This is a genomic window from Alistipes intestinihominis (assembly GCF_040095975.1).
In the GTDB taxonomy this organism is placed as follows: domain Bacteria; phylum Bacteroidota; class Bacteroidia; order Bacteroidales; family Rikenellaceae; genus Alistipes; species Alistipes senegalensis.
In genome coordinates this window covers 190,772-210,893 of record NZ_JBBMFL010000002.1, presented here as the reverse complement: position 1 = coordinate 210,893, position 20,122 = coordinate 190,772, and the positions used below count along the sequence as shown (strand labels likewise).

13 protein-coding genes are annotated in these 20,122 nt (G+C 57.7%); 10 read left to right on the top strand and 3 right to left on the bottom strand.

What is annotated here, in order from left to right; all coding sequences use genetic code 11:
* Positions 1–132: 132 nt before the first annotated feature.
* Positions 133–1,245, bottom strand: a complete 1,113-nt coding sequence (gene hemW / locus WMO46_RS02430) for a radical SAM family heme chaperone HemW (protein ID WP_349093720.1) — start codon at positions 1,243–1,245, stop codon at positions 133–135.
* A gap of 340 nt (positions 1,246–1,585) precedes the next feature.
* Here hemW and pckA point away from each other — a divergent pair, with 340 nt between their 5' ends.
* Positions 1,586–3,193 (top strand): phosphoenolpyruvate carboxykinase (ATP), encoded by a 1,608-nt coding sequence (pckA, locus tag WMO46_RS02425; RefSeq protein ID WP_019151672.1) that lies wholly within the window; start codon positions 1,586–1,588, stop codon positions 3,191–3,193.
* Positions 3,194–3,446: 253 nt separating this feature from the next.
* Here the strand turns inward: pckA and WMO46_RS02420 are convergent, their stop codons facing one another.
* A complete protein-coding gene (locus WMO46_RS02420; RefSeq protein ID WP_349093719.1) occupies positions 3,447–4,085 on the bottom strand; it encodes a DUF3575 domain-containing protein in 639 nt (212 codons plus the stop codon).
* Positions 4,086–4,297: 212 nt separating this feature from the next.
* Positions 4,298–6,214, bottom strand: a complete 1,917-nt coding sequence (locus tag WMO46_RS02415; RefSeq protein WP_349093718.1) for a SusE domain-containing protein — start codon at positions 6,212–6,214, stop codon at positions 4,298–4,300.
* Between the two features lie 397 nt (positions 6,215–6,611).
* Between WMO46_RS02415 and WMO46_RS02410 the strand changes: the two genes are divergently transcribed.
* The 9 genes from WMO46_RS02410 to WMO46_RS02370 are packed head-to-tail and all read left to right on the top strand — an operon-like array spanning position 6,612 to position 20,118.
* On the top strand, positions 6,612–8,621 hold the full coding sequence (locus tag WMO46_RS02410; RefSeq protein WP_349093717.1) for a glycoside hydrolase family 97 protein: 2,010 nt from the start codon (positions 6,612–6,614) through the stop codon (positions 8,619–8,621).
* A 26-nt stretch (positions 8,622–8,647) separates the two neighbouring features.
* The gene (locus tag WMO46_RS02405; protein ID WP_349093716.1) at positions 8,648–9,838 is read left to right on the top strand and encodes a glycoside hydrolase family 130 protein; all 1,191 of its coding nucleotides are present in this window, start codon (positions 8,648–8,650) and stop codon (positions 9,836–9,838) included.
* Entirely contained in the window at positions 9,835–11,277 is a 1,443-nt protein-coding gene (locus WMO46_RS02400) for an MFS transporter (protein ID WP_019151666.1), read from the top strand. Before WMO46_RS02405 ends, WMO46_RS02400 begins: the two co-directional genes overlap by 4 nt.
* The gene (locus tag WMO46_RS02395; protein WP_276762145.1) at positions 11,277–12,482 is read left to right on the top strand and encodes an AGE family epimerase/isomerase; all 1,206 of its coding nucleotides are present in this window, start codon (positions 11,277–11,279) and stop codon (positions 12,480–12,482) included. Before WMO46_RS02400 ends, WMO46_RS02395 begins: the two co-directional genes overlap by 1 nt.
* Positions 12,483–12,501: 19 nt before the next feature.
* Positions 12,502–13,395, top strand: a complete 894-nt coding sequence (locus tag WMO46_RS02390) for an AraC family transcriptional regulator (protein WP_129651342.1) — start codon at positions 12,502–12,504, stop codon at positions 13,393–13,395.
* Between the two features lie 31 nt (positions 13,396–13,426).
* A complete protein-coding gene (locus WMO46_RS02385; RefSeq protein WP_349093715.1) occupies positions 13,427–14,533 on the top strand; it encodes a glycoside hydrolase family 26 protein in 1,107 nt (368 codons plus the stop codon).
* Between the two features lie 26 nt (positions 14,534–14,559).
* Positions 14,560–15,681, top strand: a complete 1,122-nt coding sequence (locus WMO46_RS02380) for a glycoside hydrolase family 26 protein (protein WP_019151662.1) — start codon at positions 14,560–14,562, stop codon at positions 15,679–15,681.
* Positions 15,682–15,693: 12 nt separating this feature from the next.
* Positions 15,694–17,034 (top strand): trehalase family glycosidase, encoded by a 1,341-nt coding sequence (locus WMO46_RS02375; protein ID WP_349093714.1) that lies wholly within the window; start codon positions 15,694–15,696, stop codon positions 17,032–17,034.
* 12 nt (positions 17,035–17,046) lie between these two features.
* Positions 17,047–20,118, top strand: a complete 3,072-nt coding sequence (locus WMO46_RS02370; protein ID WP_129651346.1) for a SusC/RagA family TonB-linked outer membrane protein — start codon at positions 17,047–17,049, stop codon at positions 20,116–20,118.
* Positions 20,119–20,122 lie beyond the last annotated feature (4 nt).

Here is a 20,122-nt window from a genome sequence, read left to right as displayed (position 1 = left end):
CAGAGACGAAGTCGGATTCGAAATCCGGTTGCAAAGGTAATGCTTATATTTCTATAAAACAACCCAAAGCCATATTTACTAAAAAAAATTAATAATAACTTAACATTTCTGTTTCACCCGGTTGCGGGGCCGTTACGTTTCGAAAAGCGCCTCGATCACCGCATCGGAAACCAGCATCCGGGCCGCCGGCACGACCATCCGTCCGCCGGAAACGACGAGCGCTCCGGCCCGTATCCAGGGCGCCGCGCCGCGCTGCATCTGCGCCGTGCGTTCCGGACCGAAAAGAGCCTCCGTTTCCGCCAGGCCGATGCCTTCCGCCGTGCGCAGCCGCGTCATCACATATTCGTTGAAGCGGTCGCGGTCGGTCAGCGTTTCGGTTTCCGCGGCGGCTCCCGCAAGGTAGTCTTCCACGGAACTGACGTTCCAATGGCGTTCCCACCCGTCGAACGAATGGGCTGCCGGACCGATGCCGAGATACTTCGCGCCGTGCCAGTACGAGGCGTTGTGGCGCGCCCGGAACCCCGGCAGGGCGAAGTTCGAGACCTCGTAATGTTCGAAGCCCGCCCCGGTCAGCGTTTCGTGCACCAGGGCGTATTCCGCTTCGCTGACCGCCTCGTCCACCGGGGCGAACTCCCCGCGGGCGGCACGCCGTCCGAAAGCCGTATCGGGTTCTATGGTCAAATGGTATGCCGAAATGTGCTGCACGTTCAGTCCGAGCGCCGTGTCGAGCGTGCGGCGCAGCGAATCGCCGCCGAATCCCGGCACCCCGAAGATCAGGTCCACGGTGATGTTTCCATAACCTTCGGCTTGTGCACTCCGGACCGCCTGAAGGGCCTGCGCGGCGTCGTGGCGGCGGTTCATCAGTTTCAGGCATGCGTCGTCGAACGACTGTACGCCGATCGAGAGGCGGTCGATGCCCGCCCGGCGCAATGCCGCGAGGTATTCGGGCGTCAGGTCGTCGGGGTTGGCTTCGAGGGTGGTCTCCTCCGCCGCGGAGCAGTCGAACAGCTCTCCCGCATGATCCAGCAGCCCGGCGATGGTTCCGGGCGGGCAGAGCGACGGCGTTCCGCCGCCGAAATAGCGGGTGCGGACGGCTTCGCCGCCGAGATATTCGCGCTGCGCCTCCAGTTCGCGGTGCATGGCTGCCGCGAGCTCCTCCATGCGTCCCAGTCCGACGCTTTTGTAGAAATCGCAGTAGGCGCAGATGCGTTTGCAGAAGGGTATGTGGAAATAGAGTCCGGCCATACTATAAAGATATGAAAAATAACGGAAGGTACCAAAACCGGATTGTGCTTCGTCCGCAAATTCGCCGGGCAGAACGGTCCGGAGAATTTCCGGCAGCTTGTTTGCAGGGAGTGTTCTGCGGTGCGGAATGCACTCCCGACGAGTTTCGGGAAACCGGGATACGCCGTTATGAATGAAGCGTATAGCGCGGCGGGAAAAAATAATAAAAATTTTTTGTAATTTCGGCTGTTATTTTTTTCACAATTCTGAAAGTTTTTCTACCTTTGTGCCGTTGGAGTCCGGAGAGTCCGGACGATAACATGAGGTTGAGAAGTGGATTTTAATCAAAAATAATTGCACTATGGACAAAATGGATTTGAAGAAGTACGGGATCACCGGCGTGACCGAGATCGTGTACAATCCCTCCTACGACGAGCTGTTCCGTGAGGAGACCAAGAAGGGCCTGCGCGGCTACGAGAAGGGTCAGCTGACCGAGACCGGTGCCGTGAACGTGATGACCGGCGTCTACACCGGCCGTTCGCCCAAGGACAAGTTCTTCGTCATGGACGAGACCACCAAGGATACGATCTGGTGGACTTCCGACGAGTATAAGAACGACAACAAGCCCGTCACGAAGGCTGCCTGGAAAGAGCTGAAGAAGATCGCTTCGCAGGAGCTGTCGGGCAAGAAACTCTACGTCGTCGATACGTTCTGCGGCGCCAACGAGAACTCGCGTCTGAAAATCCGCTTCATCATGGAGGTGGCCTGGCAGGCTCACTTCGTGAAGAACATGTTCATCCGTCCGACGGACGAGGAGCTGGAGAAGTACGGCGAGCCCGATTTCGTGGTGCTCAACGCTTCGAAGGCCAAGGTGAAGAACTACAAGAAACTGGGTCTGAACTCGGAGACGGCCGTTGTCTTCAACCTCACCGAGAAGATGCAGGTCATCATCAACACCTGGTACGGCGGTGAGATGAAGAAGGGTATGTTCTCCTACATGAACTACCTGCTGCCGCTGAAGGGCATGGCTTCGATGCACTGCTCGGCCAACACCAACGCCAAGGGCGAGACGGCCATCTTCTTCGGTCTGTCGGGTACCGGCAAGACCACGCTTTCGACCGACCCGAAGCGCGAGCTGATCGGCGACGACGAGCACGGATGGGACGACGACGGCGTGTTCAACTTCGAGGGCGGCTGCTACGCCAAGGTCATCAACCTCTCGAAGGAGAACGAGCCCGACATCTGGAACGCCATCCGCCGCAACGCCCTGCTGGAGAACGTGACGGTGGACAAGAAGGGCAAGATCGACTACGCCGACAAGTCGGTGACGGAGAACACCCGTGTATCGTACCCGATTTTCCACATCGAGAATATCGTGAAACCCGTATCGAAGGCTCCGGCCGCCAAGAAGGTGATCTTCCTTTCGGCCGACGCATTCGGCGTGCTGCCCCCGGTTTCGATCCTGAATCCCGAGCAGACGCAGTACTACTTCCTGTCGGGCTTCACGGCCAAGCTGGCCGGCACCGAGCGCGGCATCACCGAGCCCACGCCGACCTTCTCGGCCTGCTTCGGCGCCGCATTCCTGTCGCTGCACCCCACCAAGTACGGTGAGGAGCTCGTCAAGAAGATGAAGAAGTCGGGTGCCAAGGCATACCTCGTGAACACGGGCTGGAACGGAACCGGCAAGCGTATCTCGATCAAGGATACGCGCGGCATCATCGACGCGATCCTCGACGGTTCGATCGACAAGGCTCCGACCAAGACCATGCCTATCTTCGATTTCGTGATTCCGACCGCTCTGCCGGGCGTAGACCCCAAGATCCTCGATCCGCGCGACACCTACAAGAGCGCCAAGGAGTGGGAGGTGAAGGCCGAGGACCTCGCCAACCGTTTCGTGAAGAACTTCTCGAAGTTCACGGGCAACGAGGCCGGCAAGAAGCTCGTGGCTGCCGGTCCGAAGGTGAAATAATCCGAAAGATTTTGTATGTATGCGGGACTCCCCGGACCAGTCGGTCCGGGGAGTCTCCGTTTAAGAGGTTCTATGGGCGATGGAAGGCTTTTCGTGTCGGAGTCCTGTCCGCGCTTCAACCCGTCTGAGAGACGGGCTCTAAGGTCGGATGCGCGGCATTGCACTCCGAAGCCCGGTCGTCCACAGCGACCCTAAAACCGCCTCTCAGGCGGGCGCAGAACCGGATGGTAAGCGGGAAAAATGCTTGGATCGTCTATAAATCAGGCGTCTTACGCTTGGGCTGGAAAATCCGGTAGCCGATCGAAACGCCGATCTTGTTGGGATACCACTCCGAGGAGCCGTTGAACGGATCGGGGTGCTTCGGCTGCACGGGACGATGGGGATTCATGTCGATCTCTCCGTCGAAACTGTATCCGTTGTAGTGGCTGTCCATCCAGGCCCAGCCGACATAGGCGTCGAGCAGCCACCGTTCGCCGAACTGGTATTCGTAACCCGCGCACAGTCCGATCATCATGCCGTAGCCCTTGCAGTAGCGGTTTTCGAATTTGAGGCGCCAGTTCTCGATGTAGGGTTTCGACATGTCGAAGGCCATCATGCCGATATTGGCTCCGAGATACCACCCGCGGTTGTGCTCCTTGAAGAAGCGGCGGTATTCGCCCATGAAGATGGCGAAAGTCATGTGTTTGCCGTCGAAGGATTTCCACGGGGAGATCACGACTTCGCTTTGGAGCGTGGATTTGGGGGTGACGGCGAATTCGACGGCAGGGTTTATGATCCCGACCAGCGCATAAAGCCCGTTGAGCTTGACATATCCCTGCGGGAGTGCGTTCTGTATGGCGAACAGCGTGAACAGGAGCGCACAGGCTCCGGCTTTGCGAATGGTTCGTGTCATGGATTGCGGATTTCTGCCGGGTGCAAAGATAGGGATAAGCGGGGGTAAAAGCAAGTTCGCCTGCAATTTGCCGGGCGGAAGCATCCAAGGCGCAGCGACGATACGAACAGCTGGGTTCAACTATGACGCCAAAAGCGCGAAAAATCCGGCCGATCGTGTACATCGGCCGGATTTTCACCTTCTGTCCGGATTTCGGATGCCGGGAAACTTCGTTACATCGCTTCGAATCGGACTGTCATGGTCGTGAGGTCCGCCGTGATCCGGTAGTTGCCGTTTCCGAATCCCATCAACAGGGGATAGAACTGATTGCTTCCCTGAACGAGTTCCCATCCCGTGTATCCATCGTCGAACGATCCTTTGGCACCGTATTCCGTGAGCCACTCGGTGTTCGAGATGATGAACTTGAATCCGTTGCCTTTCGGATTCCCTTCCTGTGCCGTGCCGACATTCACCGGGACATTCTCGGCGGTGAAAATCCCCGGGGAGGTTTGGGTCATTGCGACGGCTTGGTTCAGATCCCAGCCGTGGGGCATGGCATCTCCCAGGATATAGAGCGCTGCCGGGTAATCTGCGCCCTGCGCTGGCTCGAAACGTACGGCCATCGTCGTGAAGTCTACGGTGATGTCGTATGTTCCGGATGCGTATCCCATCAGCAGGGGGTAGAACTGGTTACTGTTTTGTGCAAGTTCCCAGCCGCGGTAGCCTTGCTGTCCGTCGTGGTCGTCGAAAGCCTCTTTGGCACCGTATTCCGTCAGCCAATCGCTGTTCGAGATACCGAATTTGAATCCGTTGCCCTTGTTGTCGTCCGGATTGGCCGTGCCGACGTTGATGTTCACACCTTTGACCTGGAATACGCCGTTGCCGGTCTTGGTCAGCGGGATGAAGCTGCCGAGATTCCACCCGGCCTCCGTGGCCGGTCCGAAGAGGAACAGCGTTTTGGGATAGGCGGGTGCCGTGCCGCCCGTAAGGGTGACCTTCAGGGTATTCAGATCGACACGCACGGTGTAGTAACCTTCACTGAAACCCTGGTCGCCCGGGATGAAGCGGATGTCTCCGTCTCCGTCGCCTTTTTTCTTGAGGGTCCAGTAGTCGCCGGCCGCCTCGTCGCGGATATACTCCGTCCAGTCGTAGAAGTCGAATTTGAAGCTGCTCTCCGGTTTGAGATAGATGCGGGTGTTTTCATAGATGTTCTCTCCGACAGGCAGCAGGGCGTTCGCCTCGACCATCTCCCAGCCGTTCTCCATGTTGTCGCCCAGAATGTAGAGGGCCGATTCGGGATCGAACTCCGTAACGTCGCCCGTCCGGGTCAGCGTGAGCATCATCGTGTTCAGGTCAACACTTACGGTGTAAATGCCGCTCGTGTAGTCGTACTGTAAGGGATAGAACTGCGAATCCCCGTCATTGGCGATGGCGAAAGTCTGGATCTGACCGAATTCGCCGCCGATCTTCTGCCCGTAGAACGGATAGCTGCCATCCTCCTCGATATAGAATTTGAAGCCCTTGTTGTCTGCGGGTTTGCCGAATTTCAATACGACATTCTCTGCCGTGTAAACCCCTTCGTCGCTCTGCGGCAGTTCGATCGCTTTGTCCCAGCCGTATTCGCAGGCGCCGCCCTTCATCCAGAGCGATGCGGGCTTGACCACTTCGGCGGCGTAGGCCGTAGCGGCGAACGACACCTCCTCCGAGGTTTTATCTTCGATGAGGTAGTTGTCTGTGTGTGCATAGACGCAGGCCCGGAAAACGAAGCGTTCGCCGCTTTTGCCTCCGAATGTCGTTACGATGAGATCGTTGAGTTCCTTGTGGGTGAAAGAGATCGCCAGATCGGCTTCCCCCCCCCACTCTCGTTTTATCCCTTTGAACAGGTCTTCGCCCTCTACGTTCAGGTACAGGTCGTACATGACCGACGAGCTGCGGGTTACGATTGCTGCGGCTGTCCACGAGAATCTCAGGGCTTCCTGATCGGCTTTGTCGGCATCGAGCGTAATCTCCTCGTCCGAGACCGTGAGCACAGGGGCCGTCAGTTCGCTCCACTCCTTGTCGGGAAAATCCGATGTGTTGTCGTCGCTGCACGAGGCGATGGGAAGAGCAAAAGCCAGCGCGCCTGCGATGTATTTCCAAAAATGTTTCATACTGGTTGGTTTAGGTTTGTTAACGAGTTTTTTTCGAACGTAAAAATAGAGGACAAAAACCGGATAACCATGAAAAGCGCCGCATGGTACAAGCATTTGATGAAAAAGTATCATTCGGGCGGCCCGCTGTTCTGAAAGTTCGGCGATGATAGTGGGCCGGGGCGGGCTGTTTGGGGTCGTAGCGTGTTTTGGGGGAGGTGTTTCGGCCGGGGCGGAAACGCTTTTGCCGTATCGCGGGTGTTAAAATGGTATTATCCCATCCAATCGTGATACTTTTCAATCCTTCTGCGCCGCATTCGTTGCAGAACCCTTTCGAAACCTCTATTTTTACACAGCACAAACGGGAAATACCGCCTGTTTTATTGTGTGTCGTAAACCTGCTTATTATCTGTGAACCATGAGAAGAATAGTTGTATCCGTTTTATTTGCATTGCTTTGCGTTCCCGCACTCGCAGTTCGTGAAAAAAGTTATACGGTTCTTTCTCCCGATGAGACGATCGGGATTACACTGGCCGTCGGAGAGAGGTGCACCTATGAAGTCCGTGTGGACGGCCGGACGGTCGTGGCGCCCACTCCGGTGTCGATGACGCTGGGCGGCGGAACCGTATGGGGCGGTTCGGCGCAGCCTTTCCGTATCCGTAAAGGGACCGTCGATACCTCTTTCGCCACGCCTTTTTATATCAAGGCGCGGGTTTCGGATCGCTACAACTGGCTGCGGGCCGATTTCCGACCGGGTTTCGCCATCGAGCTCCGGGCCTATGACGACGGGGTGGCCTATCGTTTCGTCTCGATGACGGATAAACCGCTGACCGTCGCTTCCGAAGAGGCCGGTGCTTGTTTCCCGGGAGACTGGAAATGCTGGGTCCCTTATGTTAGGGATTGTGACGGAACCGAGATCGTACCCTTCGGGAGTCAGTTCAAAACCTCGTTCGAGAACCTCTATACCGTAGCCCGGCTTTCGGAACTCGATCCCGCACGACTGGCTTTCCTGCCGCTGGTCGTAGCATCCGACGATGGCGTGAAACTCTGTTTCACCGAGGCCGATCTGCAAGCCTATCCGGGTATGTATTTCAATTATCCCGGCCAGGGAAATTCTCTGCGCGGTATTTTCGCTCCGTATCCGAAACGGACGCACGACGGGGGACATGACGATCTTCAAAATGTCGTGGACGAGTACGATGATTTTATCGCCAAGGCTTCGCCGCGGGCGTCGTTTCCGTGGCGGACGATCCTCATTGCCCGCGAGGACAGACGACTGCTCGATAACGATATGGTCATGCGTCTGGCCGAACCGTCGCGTCTTGCGGACATATCGTGGATTCGTCCGGGATTGGCGGCCTGGGAGTGGTGGAACGACTGGGGGCTTCACGGCGTCGGTTTCGAGGCCGGGGTCAATACGCCGACTTATAAGCACTATGTCGATTTCGCGGCCCGCAACGGGATCGAATATCTGGTGATGGATGACGGATGGTCGAAGGATAAGACCGACCTGATGTCGGGCGGCAGCGACCGCCTCGATTTGGACGAGGTGCTGCGTTATGCGAAAGAAAAGGGTGTAGGTATCATCCTTTGGGCGGGTTTCCGTGCTTTCGACCGCGATATGGAGGAGGTTTGCCGCCACTATTCGGCATTGGGTGTCAAAGGTTTCAAGGTTGACTTCATGGACCGCGACGACCAGCAGATCGCCGAATTCCTCTACCGCGGGGCGGCGACCGCAGCCAAATACGGGCTGTTGCTCGACTACCACGGTATTTATAAGCCTGCCGGTTTGCAGCGCACCTATCCCAATGTCGTCAATTTCGAAGGTGTACATGGACTGGAGCAGATGAAATGGTCGGAAGAGTCGGTCGATCAGGTGACCTACGATGTGACGATGCCGTTTATCCGGATGACGGCCGGTCCTGTGGACTACACCCAGGGAGCTATGCTCAATGCCGCGAAGGGACATTTCTTTCCGCGCCGCAGCGAACCGATGAGTCAGGGCACGCGCTGCCGCCAGCTGGCCGAATACATCGTCTTCCATGCTCCGCTGTCGATGCTCTGCGACTCGCCCTCCAACTACGACCGGGAACCCGAATGCACGGCCTTCATCTGCGGCGTTCCCACGGTGTGGGATCGGACCGTGGCGCTCGACGGCCGTCTCGGGGAGTATGCGGCCGTTGCCCGCTGCAAAGGGGATGTCTGGTACGTCGGCGGCCTTACGGGACACGAAGGCCGCACGGTGACGCTCGATCTCGGATTTCTGGGTGACGGGAATTTTACGGCCGAGATCTTCTGCGACGGTGCCAATGCCGCCAAGTATGGACATGATTATCAGCGTGTGATCCGTCCGCTGGGGACGGACCGAACGCTGGAAATAACGATGGCTCCTGCCGGTGGATTCGCCTTGCGGATCACCCGGGAATAAAATAAATACTCTATTTCATTCGTTTTATGACAAGATTAGATTTCGAGAAGCGTATTTCAGCCCTGCGTTCGGTTCATGAGGAGTTGATCGGCAGGAAAAATCCGGCAGCGGATTCCAACGGAGTATGGACCCGTTATACTTACCCGATCCTCACGGCTGCGCATACGCCGCTCTTCTGGCGCTACGACCTGAACCCCGCTACTAACCCTTTTTTGCTCGAACGGTTCGGGATCAACGGAACGTTCAATGCCGGAGCCATCAAGTTCGACGGCAAATACGTACTGGTGGTCCGGGTTGAAGGGAACGACCGTAAATCCTTTTTCGCTCTGGCTGAGAGCGACAACGGGATCGATGGATTCCGGTTCCGCGACCGTCCGCTGACGATTCCCCCGGCCGACGGGGATGAAACGAACCTTTACGACATGCGCCTTACGGCCCATGAGGACGGTTGGATTTACGGTGTTTTCTGTGCCGAACGGCATGATCCGTCGGCTGCCCCGGGCGATCTGTCGTCGGCCGTGGCGACGGCCGGCGTAGCCCGAACGAAGGATCTCGTGCATTGGGAGCGTCTCCCCGACATCAAGTCGCCCACGCAGCAGCGGAACGTAGTGCTTCACCCCGAATTCGTGGACGGGAAATATGCCCTGTACACCCGTCCGCAGGAGGGGTTCATCGCCGCCGGAGCTCTCGGCGGGGGGATCGGTTGGGCGCTGGTGGACGATATGACCCGTGCGGAAATCCGCGATGAGAAGATCATCGACGTGCGGTTTTACCACACGATCAAGGAGGTGAAGAACGGCGAGGGGCCCCATCCGATCCGCACTCCGCAGGGATGGCTGCATATGGCCCACGGCGTGCGCGCCTGCGCGGCGGGACTCCGTTATGTGCTTTACATGTACATGACGGCCCTGGACGATCCTTCGCAGCTGATCGCCGTGCCGGCCGGATATACGCTGGCCCCGGAGGGCGAGGAACGTGTGGGCGACGTGTCGAACGTCCTTTTCTCGAACGGTTGGATCGCCGATGACGACGGCCGGGTATTTCTCTATTATGCGTCGAGCGACACCCGCATGCACGTGGCGACATCGACCATTGAGAAACTTGTGGACTATTGTCTGCATACGCCGTCCGACGGCCTTACGACGGCGGCCTCCGTTGAGCGGCTGAACGAACTGATCGACCGAAATCTGAATTATTACCGAAAAACAGACCGATGAAAGACAACGTCACATTCCGGGAGAAGATCGGATACGGCTTCGGGGACATGGCTTCGAGTATGTTCTGGAAGATATTCGGCATGTATCTGCTCTTTTTCTATACCAGGGTGTTCGGCATCACGCCGGCCGCCGCCGGAACCATGTTTCTGGTGACCCGCATCTGGGATTCGCTCAACGATCCCATCATGGGCCTGCTGGCGGACCGTACTCGCAGCCGGTGGGGGCGTTACCGTCCTTATCTGCTTTGGGGCGCCCTGCCGTTCGCCGCGATCGGAGTGCTGACGTTTTGGACGCCCGATTTCGGGATGACGGGAAAACTGGTGTGGGCCTACGTTACCTATACGGCCATGATGATGGTCTATACGCTGGTCAATGTCCCTTATGCTTCGCTGCTCGGGGTGATGACGCCGGATACGAAACTGCGCAATACGTTCTCGTCTTACCGGATGTTCTTCGCTTATGTCGGCAGTCTGGTGACCTTCATGCTGTTGCAGCCGCTGGTGGATTTCTTTGCCGGATGGCTCGGCGGCGGGGAGGCCGACATGCTGAATGAAAGCGTTGCCGGGAGCGACGTAGCCATATCGGGCATGCCGGAGGCGTGGACCTGCGCCGTGGCCGTTATCGGGGCTCTTTGCGCATTGCTCTTCTGGCTCTGCTTCCGCTGGACGCGCGAGCGGATTCGGGACGACGATTCGCAGCAGGCGAAAGGCTCGGTCGGGCGTGACCTGAAAAGCCTGGCCCGCAATGCTCCCTGGTGGATTCTTCTGGTCGCGGGAGTGGCGGTGCTGCTGTTCAATTCGATCCGCGACGGGGTGGCGATCTTCTATTTCACGGACTATGTCCGGAGCGCCTATAAACTGCCTCATCTGGGCTGGACGCTGGGAACGCTTTATCTGCTGTTGGGCCAGCTGGGGAATATGGCCGGGGTCGCTTTGGCCGTGCCGTTAGCGGCGCGTATCGGTAAAAAAGGGGCTTTTGCCGCAGCGATGGGTGCGGCGGCGGTGCTGAGTCTCTTCTTCTTCCGGCTGGAGCCTTCCGAACTGGGATGGCTTTTTACCCTGCAAGCGTTTGTCAGCGTTGCGGCGGGCGTCGTGCTGCCTTTGTTATGGAGTATGTATGCCGATATCGTCGATTACGAGGAATACCGCAGCGGCCGGCGGCCTACGGGACTGATCCTCTCCTCTTCGTCGATGTCCCAGAAACTCGGCTGGGCGCTGGGAGGCGCTGTGACGGGCTGGCTGCTTGCGGCGTTCGGTTACGATCAGTCGGCTGCTGTGCAGAGCGGTGAGGCGATAGCGGGAGTGCGGCTGATGATGAGCTGGCTCCCGGCGGCCGGATGTCTGGTGGCTGTCGTGGCGGTCCTTTTTTATCCGCTCGGCGAAAAACGTATGGAGCGAATCACGACGGAGCTCGCTCTTCGTCGGAAAACGAACGAATGATGGAAAAGATGCTTGTACAATGGCGCAACGAACTGTCGGAGGAGCTGACCTGCGGCATCCTGCCTTTTTGGACGGCATTTCTGGGTGACGGAGAGCATTTTGCGGGGCGGATCGACGGCCGCGGGAAAGCACACCCCGAAGCCGGGAAAGGCGCTGTTCTGATCGCGCGGATGTTGTGGACCTTTTCGGCCGCTTACCGCATGACCGGAAGGTCCGAATACCTGGATGCGGCCCGCAAGGTCCGCGAACTGCTGGTCTCGCGGCTGATCGACCCGGTGTACGGAGGCGTCTATTGGGAGATTGCCCCCGGCGGAGATCCGCTCTGCTGCAAGAAACAGAGCTATGCCATCGGCTTTGCGATTTACGGGTTGAGCGAATATGTCCGGGCAACGGGTGACCCGGCGGCTCTGGATGAAGCGGCTGCGTTGTTCGGGGCACTTGAAGAACATGTCTGGGATGCGGCGCGGGGCGGATATGCCGAAGCTCTGACCCGGGACTGGCGGCCGTTGGAGGATATGCGCCTGAGCGAGAAGGATGCCAACACCTATTTCAGCATGAACACGCACCTGCATCTGCTCGAACCCTGTGCGAACCTGTTGCGGGTTTGGCCGGAAGGTCGGGTTGCGGAGGCGGTCCGGCGGTTGCTCCGCATTCATACCGATCGGATTTTCGATCCGCAGACGGGGCACCTGAACCTCTTTTTCGATGCGGAGTGGCGGCCGCAGGGACGGACGGTCTCCTACGGACATGACATCGAGGCATCGTGGCTCATCGACGAAGCCGCCGACTTGCTCGGCGATCCGCAGATCACGGCCGGTGCCGGTTCTGTGTCCGAGGCATTGGCGAAGGCTGCCGCCGAAGGCGTACAGCCCGACGGAAGCCTGATTTACGAACACGACCCGTTGACAGGACGCACCGATGCCGACCGCCATTGGTGGGTGCAGGCCGAGGCTGTCGTCGGATTTTTCAATAGGTATGAGCGAACCGGGGACGAGGCGTTTCTGAGGCATAGCCGCGATGCGTGGCGGTATATCCGGACGCATCTGTGCGATACCGAGAACAGTGAATGGTTTTGGAGCGTTCGTGCCGACGGCTCGGTCAACCGCGACGACGACAAGGCCGGGTTCTGGAAATGCCCCTATCACAACAGCCGGATGTGTCTGGAACTGATGCGGCGCATCGGACGGCTGCTTGCTGAAAACTGAAACCGAAAAATTGAAGGCTATGGCAAATAACAATATTCTTACGGAGGTGCCTCCCATTTCGAAGCAGGACAGCTTCGTCGTGTTCGAGCGCCGGAAGAGCAATTTCAATTTTCCGATCCACATCCACAGCGAATGCGAGCTCAACTATATCATCGGGGCGCGCGGCGCGCGGCGCATCGTCGGCGATCATGTGGCCGACATCGGCGACCGGGAGATGGTGCTCATTACCGGCAGCAATCTGGAACATGCGTGGATGGACGGCAACCTGGCCCCGGGAGCGGAAATCTACGAGGTGACGATCCAGTTTTCGCCGGAGCTGTTCCAGGGCGGCGGGCTGATCGACCGGAAACAGTTCGTGCCGATCAAGAAGATGTTGCAGGACGCTCAGCACGGGATCGCGTTCTCCGAAAAGACCATCCTGCAAAGCGAGCCCGGAATTCACCAGCTGATCAACAGTACGGATAATTTCAATTCGATTCTGATCTTCCTTTCGCTGCTCAACCAGCTGGCCCACGATCAGGCGTATACCGTGTTGTCGCATTCGCATTTTAGCAAACTGGAGGATACCTACGACAGCCGTCGGGTGCGGACCATCATGGATTATCTCAACAACAACTACCATCGTCCCGTGCGGCTTTCGGAGATGGCGGCGCTGGTCAACATGAGCGAACCGTCGTTCAGCCGTTTCATCAAGCGGCGCACGGGATACAATTTCATCGACTGTCTGAACAACATCCGCATCAGCGCCGCTTCCCGGCGGCTGATCGACGAACCGGCGAATACGATTGCGGAGATCGCTTTCAAATGCGGGTTCAACAACCTCTCGAATTTCAACCGGATTTTCAAGAAATACAAAGGCTATACGCCCCACGATTTCCGGGAATACTACGACAAGAAGAAGATCATCATCTGACAAACCGATTCGCTCTAATCTGTTTCAAACCATGAACAAACTGTTTTGCATAGTATGTATGGCCGTACTTTCGGCCGCCTGTTCGGGTTCTTCGCCTTCTCCGGCCGATTCGCGGGCCACGCCTGAAACGTGCGCACTGTACCGCAACCTGTTCCGGGTAGCCGACGACGGGGTGATGTTCGGGCATCAGGACGACGCTCTTTACGGGCACGGCTGGAAGTATGAGGAGGGGCGCTCCGATGTCAGGGAGTGCTGCGGCGATTACCCCGCTGTCTTCGGGTGGGAACTCGGAGGTCTCGAAGCCGGGGCCGACCGGAGCATCGACGACGTTCCGTTCGCTGAAATCGCACGCCTGCTGTGTGCAGCCTATGGGCGCGGAGCCGTGAACACGGTCAGCTGGCATCCGCAGAATCCCGAATCCGGGGCCAGCGCCTGGGACTGTAAAACCACCACGGCCGTGAAATCCATTCTCCCCGGCGGCGCCAACCATGCCGAATACCGGTCGTGGCTCGACCGTCTGGCGGGATTCTTCGCTGGGTTGAAAGCCGCTGACGGAACTCTGGCGCCGGTGCTGTTCCGTCCGTTCCACGAACATACGGGCAGCGGATTCTGGTGGGGCGAGGCGCAGTGTACTCCCGACGAATACCGGGCTTTGTGGCGGTTCACCGTGGAATATCTGCGCGATGTGAAAGGGGTGCACAACCTCCTTTACGTCTATTCTCCCGACCTGTACCGCGATGCGGAGCATTATATGGAACGTTATCCGGGCGACGAATGGGTCGATGTGCTCGGACTGGATGCCTATCACCGCCAGCAGGATTGGGATTTCCTGTCGGGCGGAGAGCGGATGCTTTCGACCTTGCAGCGGCTGGGACGCGAGCACGGCAAGCCGACGGCTTTCACCGAGACCGGGCTCGAAGGCATTCCCGATGCCGAATGGTGGACCCGATGGCTGCTGCCGATCATCCGCGGCAAGGGGTTGAGCTATGTCTTGGTGTGGCGTAATGCCCACGACCGTCCGACGCACTTTTTCGGTCCCTGGCACGGGCATGTTTCGGAATCCGATTTCAGAAAATTCGCTGCCAACCGGGAACAGCCCGTTCTGTTCGAGAGCCGGTTGCCTGACATGTATCGCTGACAATTAACCTAAAATAACTGATAATTATGTGGAAACGAATTTTTTATCTGTCGTGTCTCGTCGTGGCCGGATGCAGTGATATTGCCGACCGCGAATATCCGGAACCACAGCCGGCTCCCGCGGCGACGACCGATTCGCAGGCTACGGTGCAAACCCGCAACCTGCTCGGTAACCTGCGCAGCATTGCCGAAAACGGCGGTACGCTTTTCGGACACCAGTGTTCGTCGCTCTACGGCGTCGGCTGGTCGGGCGATGCCGACCGTTCGGACGTGAAGAGTATCTGCGGCGACTATCCCGCGATGATGGGCTGGGACCTGGGCCAGATCGAACTTGGGCAGGAAGCCAATATCGACGGCGATAAGTTTGATGACATACGCAGCCGTATTCTCGAAGCCTATGCCCGCGGCGGTGTGACTACCATCGGTTGGCATACGACGAATCCCGTTACCGACGGTACGGCCTGGGACGTGACCTCGGCCGTGGGCCGGATCATTCCCGGCGGCGATCTTCACGAAAAATACTGCGGCTGGCTGGACAAGGTCGCTGCTTTCATGCTCTCGCTCAGGACTGTTGACGGGGAGTATGTCCCGGTGTTGTTCCGCCCGTTCCACGAGCACACTGGCAACGGATTCTGGTGGGGTAAGGGCAACTGCACCGCTGATCAGTACATCGCCTTGTGGCGTTTCACGCTCGAATACCTGCGCGATACGAAGGGCGTGCATAATCTGCTGTACGTCTATTCGCCCGACATTGTCAGTTCGCAGGACAACTACCTCGAATTCTGGCCGGGCGACGCCTATGTCGATGTGCTCGGTTTGGATGCTTACGACCGCAGCTCCTGGGCGATCGACACCAACGGCCTGCGGCTGATGCGCCTGCTCAAACATATCGCCTATCTGAAAAACAAACCGTTCGCTTTTACGGAGACCGGACTTGAAAACAACACGTCCCAACCGAAATGGTGGACCGAAAAACTTTCGAAGGCCATTGCGGGCATTCCCGTGGCTTATGTACTGATCTGGCGGAACAAGGATACCAACCACTTTTTCGGCCCTTATCCGGGCTGCGTTTCGGAGGAGGATTTCAAGACCTTCGTCGCCGGAGAGCAGATCCTGATGGAGAAGGACATAGCCGGTATTTACGAATAATCCCTGCTTGAAATGAACGGAATCAGATCTTTTTTGGGATGTATCGCGGCATTGGCGGCCGTTTCCTGCGGGAGTCATTCGCCGGTTCCGCACGGGGAGATCGCCCGGGTGCGCGAGTTCATCCGCACGTCGTGGGATGCGTCGGTGCAGTATAATCCGGTCGATTCGCAGACCCTGATCGGACTGCCCCGTCCCTATACGGTTCCCAGCGTCAGCCAGACTTTTCAGGAACTCTATTATTGGGATACCTATTTCACCAACGAGGGGCTCGTGCGCGACGGCCGTCTCGATTTGGCGAAAAACAACACCGAGGACATGCTCTATCTGGTCGATCGTTACGGATATATGCCCAACGGCAGCCGGACGTGGTATCTCAACCGCTCGCAGCCTCCTTTCCTGTGCATGATGGTCGATCGGGTGTTCGAAGAGACCGGGGACAGGAAGTGGCTGGCCGGAGCCTTCGCGACTTTGCAGAAGGAGTATGATTTCTGGATGACGCAGCGTATTACGCCCGTCGGACTGAATCGTTACTCTTCATCTGCGGACGACGATCTCAAACAGGAGTTCGTGACTACCGGGGGCCGGCGGCTCGGTACCGACTTCCGCGACCGGGGGCTTTCCGACGCGGAAATTCTGCGGCTGGGAGCGCATTTTGCCGCCGAGGCCGAGTCGGGCTGGGATTTCAATCCCCGTTTCGAGCGCCGCTGCGAGGATTTCTGCCCCGTGGATCTCAATGCCAATCTCTATTTCTACGAGACGCTCTTTGCCCGTTACGCTCTCTTGACGGGCGATTCTGCGGCTGCGGAGACTTGGAAAAAACGGGCTGAAAAACGCCGCGGTTTGATAAACCGCTACTGTCTCGGAGAAGACGGTGTTTATTACGACTACGATTTCGTCAACGGCCGCCGTTCGACGGTGGTTTCGGGCGCGGTGTTCAGTCTGCTTTATGCCGGTATTCCGGATGCGGAGCAGGCTCGGACTCTCGTGGAAAAGGCGCTCGGACGGTTGGAGTTCGAGTGCGGGATCGCCGTTTGCGAGGACAAGCCCTATGAATACGATTACCAGTGGTCTTATCCCAATACCTGGCCCCCGGTCGTTTATCTGGCCATCCGCGGACTCGATACCTACGGCTACCGGCGGGATGCGCGGCGCATTGCGGAGAAATACGTCGCAATGGTCGTGAAGACCTTCGGCGAAACCCGTAACCTGTGGGAAAAGTACAATGTCCGGGAGGGAAATATCAATGTCAGCAACGAGTACGACATGCCCACGATGCTGGGGTGGAGCGCCGGGACGTTCATCTATGCCAGCGATTACCTCGACGGCAAAATTGACAATCAATCGAAACTCTAAAACTCAGACACCATGAATACAATAAATCTATGCCTGCGGGGCAGGTGGCTTCTGGCGCTTTTCGCCTCCCTGTTCCTCGCTGTCGGCGCATCCGCCCAGAATGAGGTCCGGGGCCGCGTGACGGCCGACGGACAGCCGCTCGTCGGTGCCAGCGTCATCATCAAGGGGACGACGACCGGAACCAGTACGGATACCTCGGGTAATTTTACGATCCGGGCCAAAAGCGGGGCCGTGCTCTCCGTCGGGTTCGTCGGTTACAGGACCCGTGAGATCGCCGTTACGGCCGGAGCGACTTTCCTCGACATCGTGCTCGAAGCCGAAGAGGCCCTGATCGACGATGTGGTCGTCATCGGTTACGGCTCGATGAAGAAGAGCGATCTGACCGGATCGGTCGTCTCCGTGAAGATGGACGCCATCAAGGATATTTCGGCTCCGTCGGTCGAGGGATTGTTGCAGGGCCGCGCTGCGGGATTGCAGATCATGAATACTTCGCAGGACCCCGGGGCGGGGGCCGTGGTGCGCATTCGCGGCAACAGTTCGCTCAACGGCTCGAACACTCCGCTGATCGTGGTGGACGGATTTCCCATCGGCGATGCCGGCAACCTGTCGCAGATCAACCCCTCGGACATTGAGTCGATCGAGATTCTGAAAGACGCTTCCTCCTCGGCCATCTACGGTTCCCGCGGCGCCAACGGCGTGATTCTGATCCAGACCCGCACCGCCAAAGGCGGATCGACCCAGGTCTCGGTGAACCACCGGACCACCATCGGCCAATTCACCGATGAACTCAATGTCTGGCGCAATCCGCTGCAAATGGCGCAGATCGCCAACGAGGAGCTGACCAATGCCGGACTGCCGGCCCTCTATACGGGCCAGTACAATAACGGCACCTACTATCCGTCGCTCATCGAGATCCAGCAGGGCAAGTGGTCGAACACCGACTGGGCCGACCTCTGTATGCGCACGGCCGTGGTCAATAATACGACGGCCACGTTGTCCCACTCCACCGACAAGGCGTCGATCAATCTGAGCCTTAATTATTTTGACGACGAGGGCGTCTATAAGAAGGACAATTTCCGCAAAGGCAATGTCACGCTCAACGGTTCCTACAAGTTGGCCAAGAACTTCACGCTTCAGACTTCGAACATTTTTTCGATCCATAAGCGCCATGTGAACAACTCGCTCGAATACGGTCGCAACCCGTTGTGGCCCGTTTACGATGAGGAAGGCAACTATTTCGTCGCTTCGGAAACCGACTTCGGCCATCCGCTCATCATCTCCGACAACGTCAAGAACGAGACGCAGGGCCGCGACCTCATTTCGTCGCTGGCCGCCGAGTGGGAGATCGTCGAGGGGCTGAAAATCCGCACGCAGCTCAACTACAACTATTCGACTACCGTGCAGGATGTCTATAACGCTTCGAACACCTCGCAGGAGGCGCACGACATGAACGGCATCGCCCAGATGAACAACACCCTGTCGCAGGACGTGCTGAGCGAGACCTACATCACCTTTCAGCGGACCTTTGCCGACCGGCACAACCTGTCGGTCATGGCGGGGCACTCGTTCGACTACAATATGGGCCGCACGCTCAGCACCACGGCCTACGATTTCGTAAACGATGCCCTCGGCAACGAGAACATGGGTGCGGGAAATCCCCAGAAGAACGTGATCAACAACACTTATCAGAACAGCAAGCTGCTCTCGTTCTACGGCCGTCTGAACTATGTGCTCGACGACAAATACCTCTTTACGTTCACCATGCGCGCCGACGGGTCGTCGAAATTCGGCAAGAACAGCAAGTGGGGCTATTTCCCTTCGGGCGCCGTGAGCTGGAAACTCCACAACGAGCCGTGGATGCAGAAACTCAATGTTTTCGACGAGTTCAAGATTCGTGCGAGCTGGGGGCTTTCGGGTAATCAGGGTATCTCGCCCTACCAGACGCTCAACCGTTACGGTACCGAGAAATACTGGTTCGCGGACAAATGGCAGACGGCTATCGGTCCGGGTTATGAGGCCGGCCGCGAGGGTGCCAACGACCGCTATATCCTTTGGGGCGGCATTTCCAACCCCGACCTGAGGTGGGAATCGACCCGTCAGTGGAACCTGGGTGTCGATCTGGCCTTTTTCAAGCGCCGTCTGCGCGTGACGATGGATTATTACGACAAATATACCACCGACCTGCTGCGTGAGAAATATCTGCCGCTGTCGAGCGGTTACGACAAGATGTGGGTTAACGACGGCAACATCCGCAACCGTGGTTTCGAGCTCACGCTCGACGGCGACATCGTCAGCCGGAAGAACACCTCTCTCTCCGCGACGTTCATCTTCTCGCGCAACCGCAACAAGGTGACCGATTTGGGCAACGCCGTATCGAGCGGTCTGAGCACCGATTACCTGACGGGGATGCAGTACGAAGTCTGCGGCCAGTCGCTATCGATGTTCAACGGCAATCCGAGCGTTTATGCCATCGGCTATCCGATGTATGTCTTCTACGGATACCGGGTGGACGGCATCATTCAGCAGGGCGAGGACCCCGACTTCATGAGTTCCGACGGCAAGGATCTGCCCGGCGAGTTCAAGTATGTGGATCTGAACGGTGACTATGCCATCGACGATAAGGACCGCTGCATCATCGGCGACCCGAATCCCGATTTTACGGCCAGTCTCAATCTGGCGTTCCGTTACAAGAATCTCGACGTATCGGTATTTCTCAACGGTGTGTTCGGCAACGACATCATCTATAACGGCTATACCTACGATCCGCGCGTGAAGATCAAGCGCTGGACCCCCGACAACCCGACGAACAAATACCCGCGCCTGAATTCGACGCGAAGCTACCTGTTCTCGGACTATTTCGTCCATGACGGCTCGTTCGTTCGCTTGCAGAACATCAATATCGGCTACACGATCCCTGTCCGCAAAGCCTTTATCCGCAGCGTGCGTGTGTTCGCCAACATCGAGAACGCCTATACCTTTACCGAATTCGACGGTTACGATCCCGAGGTGGGGGTCGATGGTATCTATTGGGGCGGTTATCCCCGCCTGCGGAAATATACCATCGGTCTGGATCTGAAATTCTAAGCTG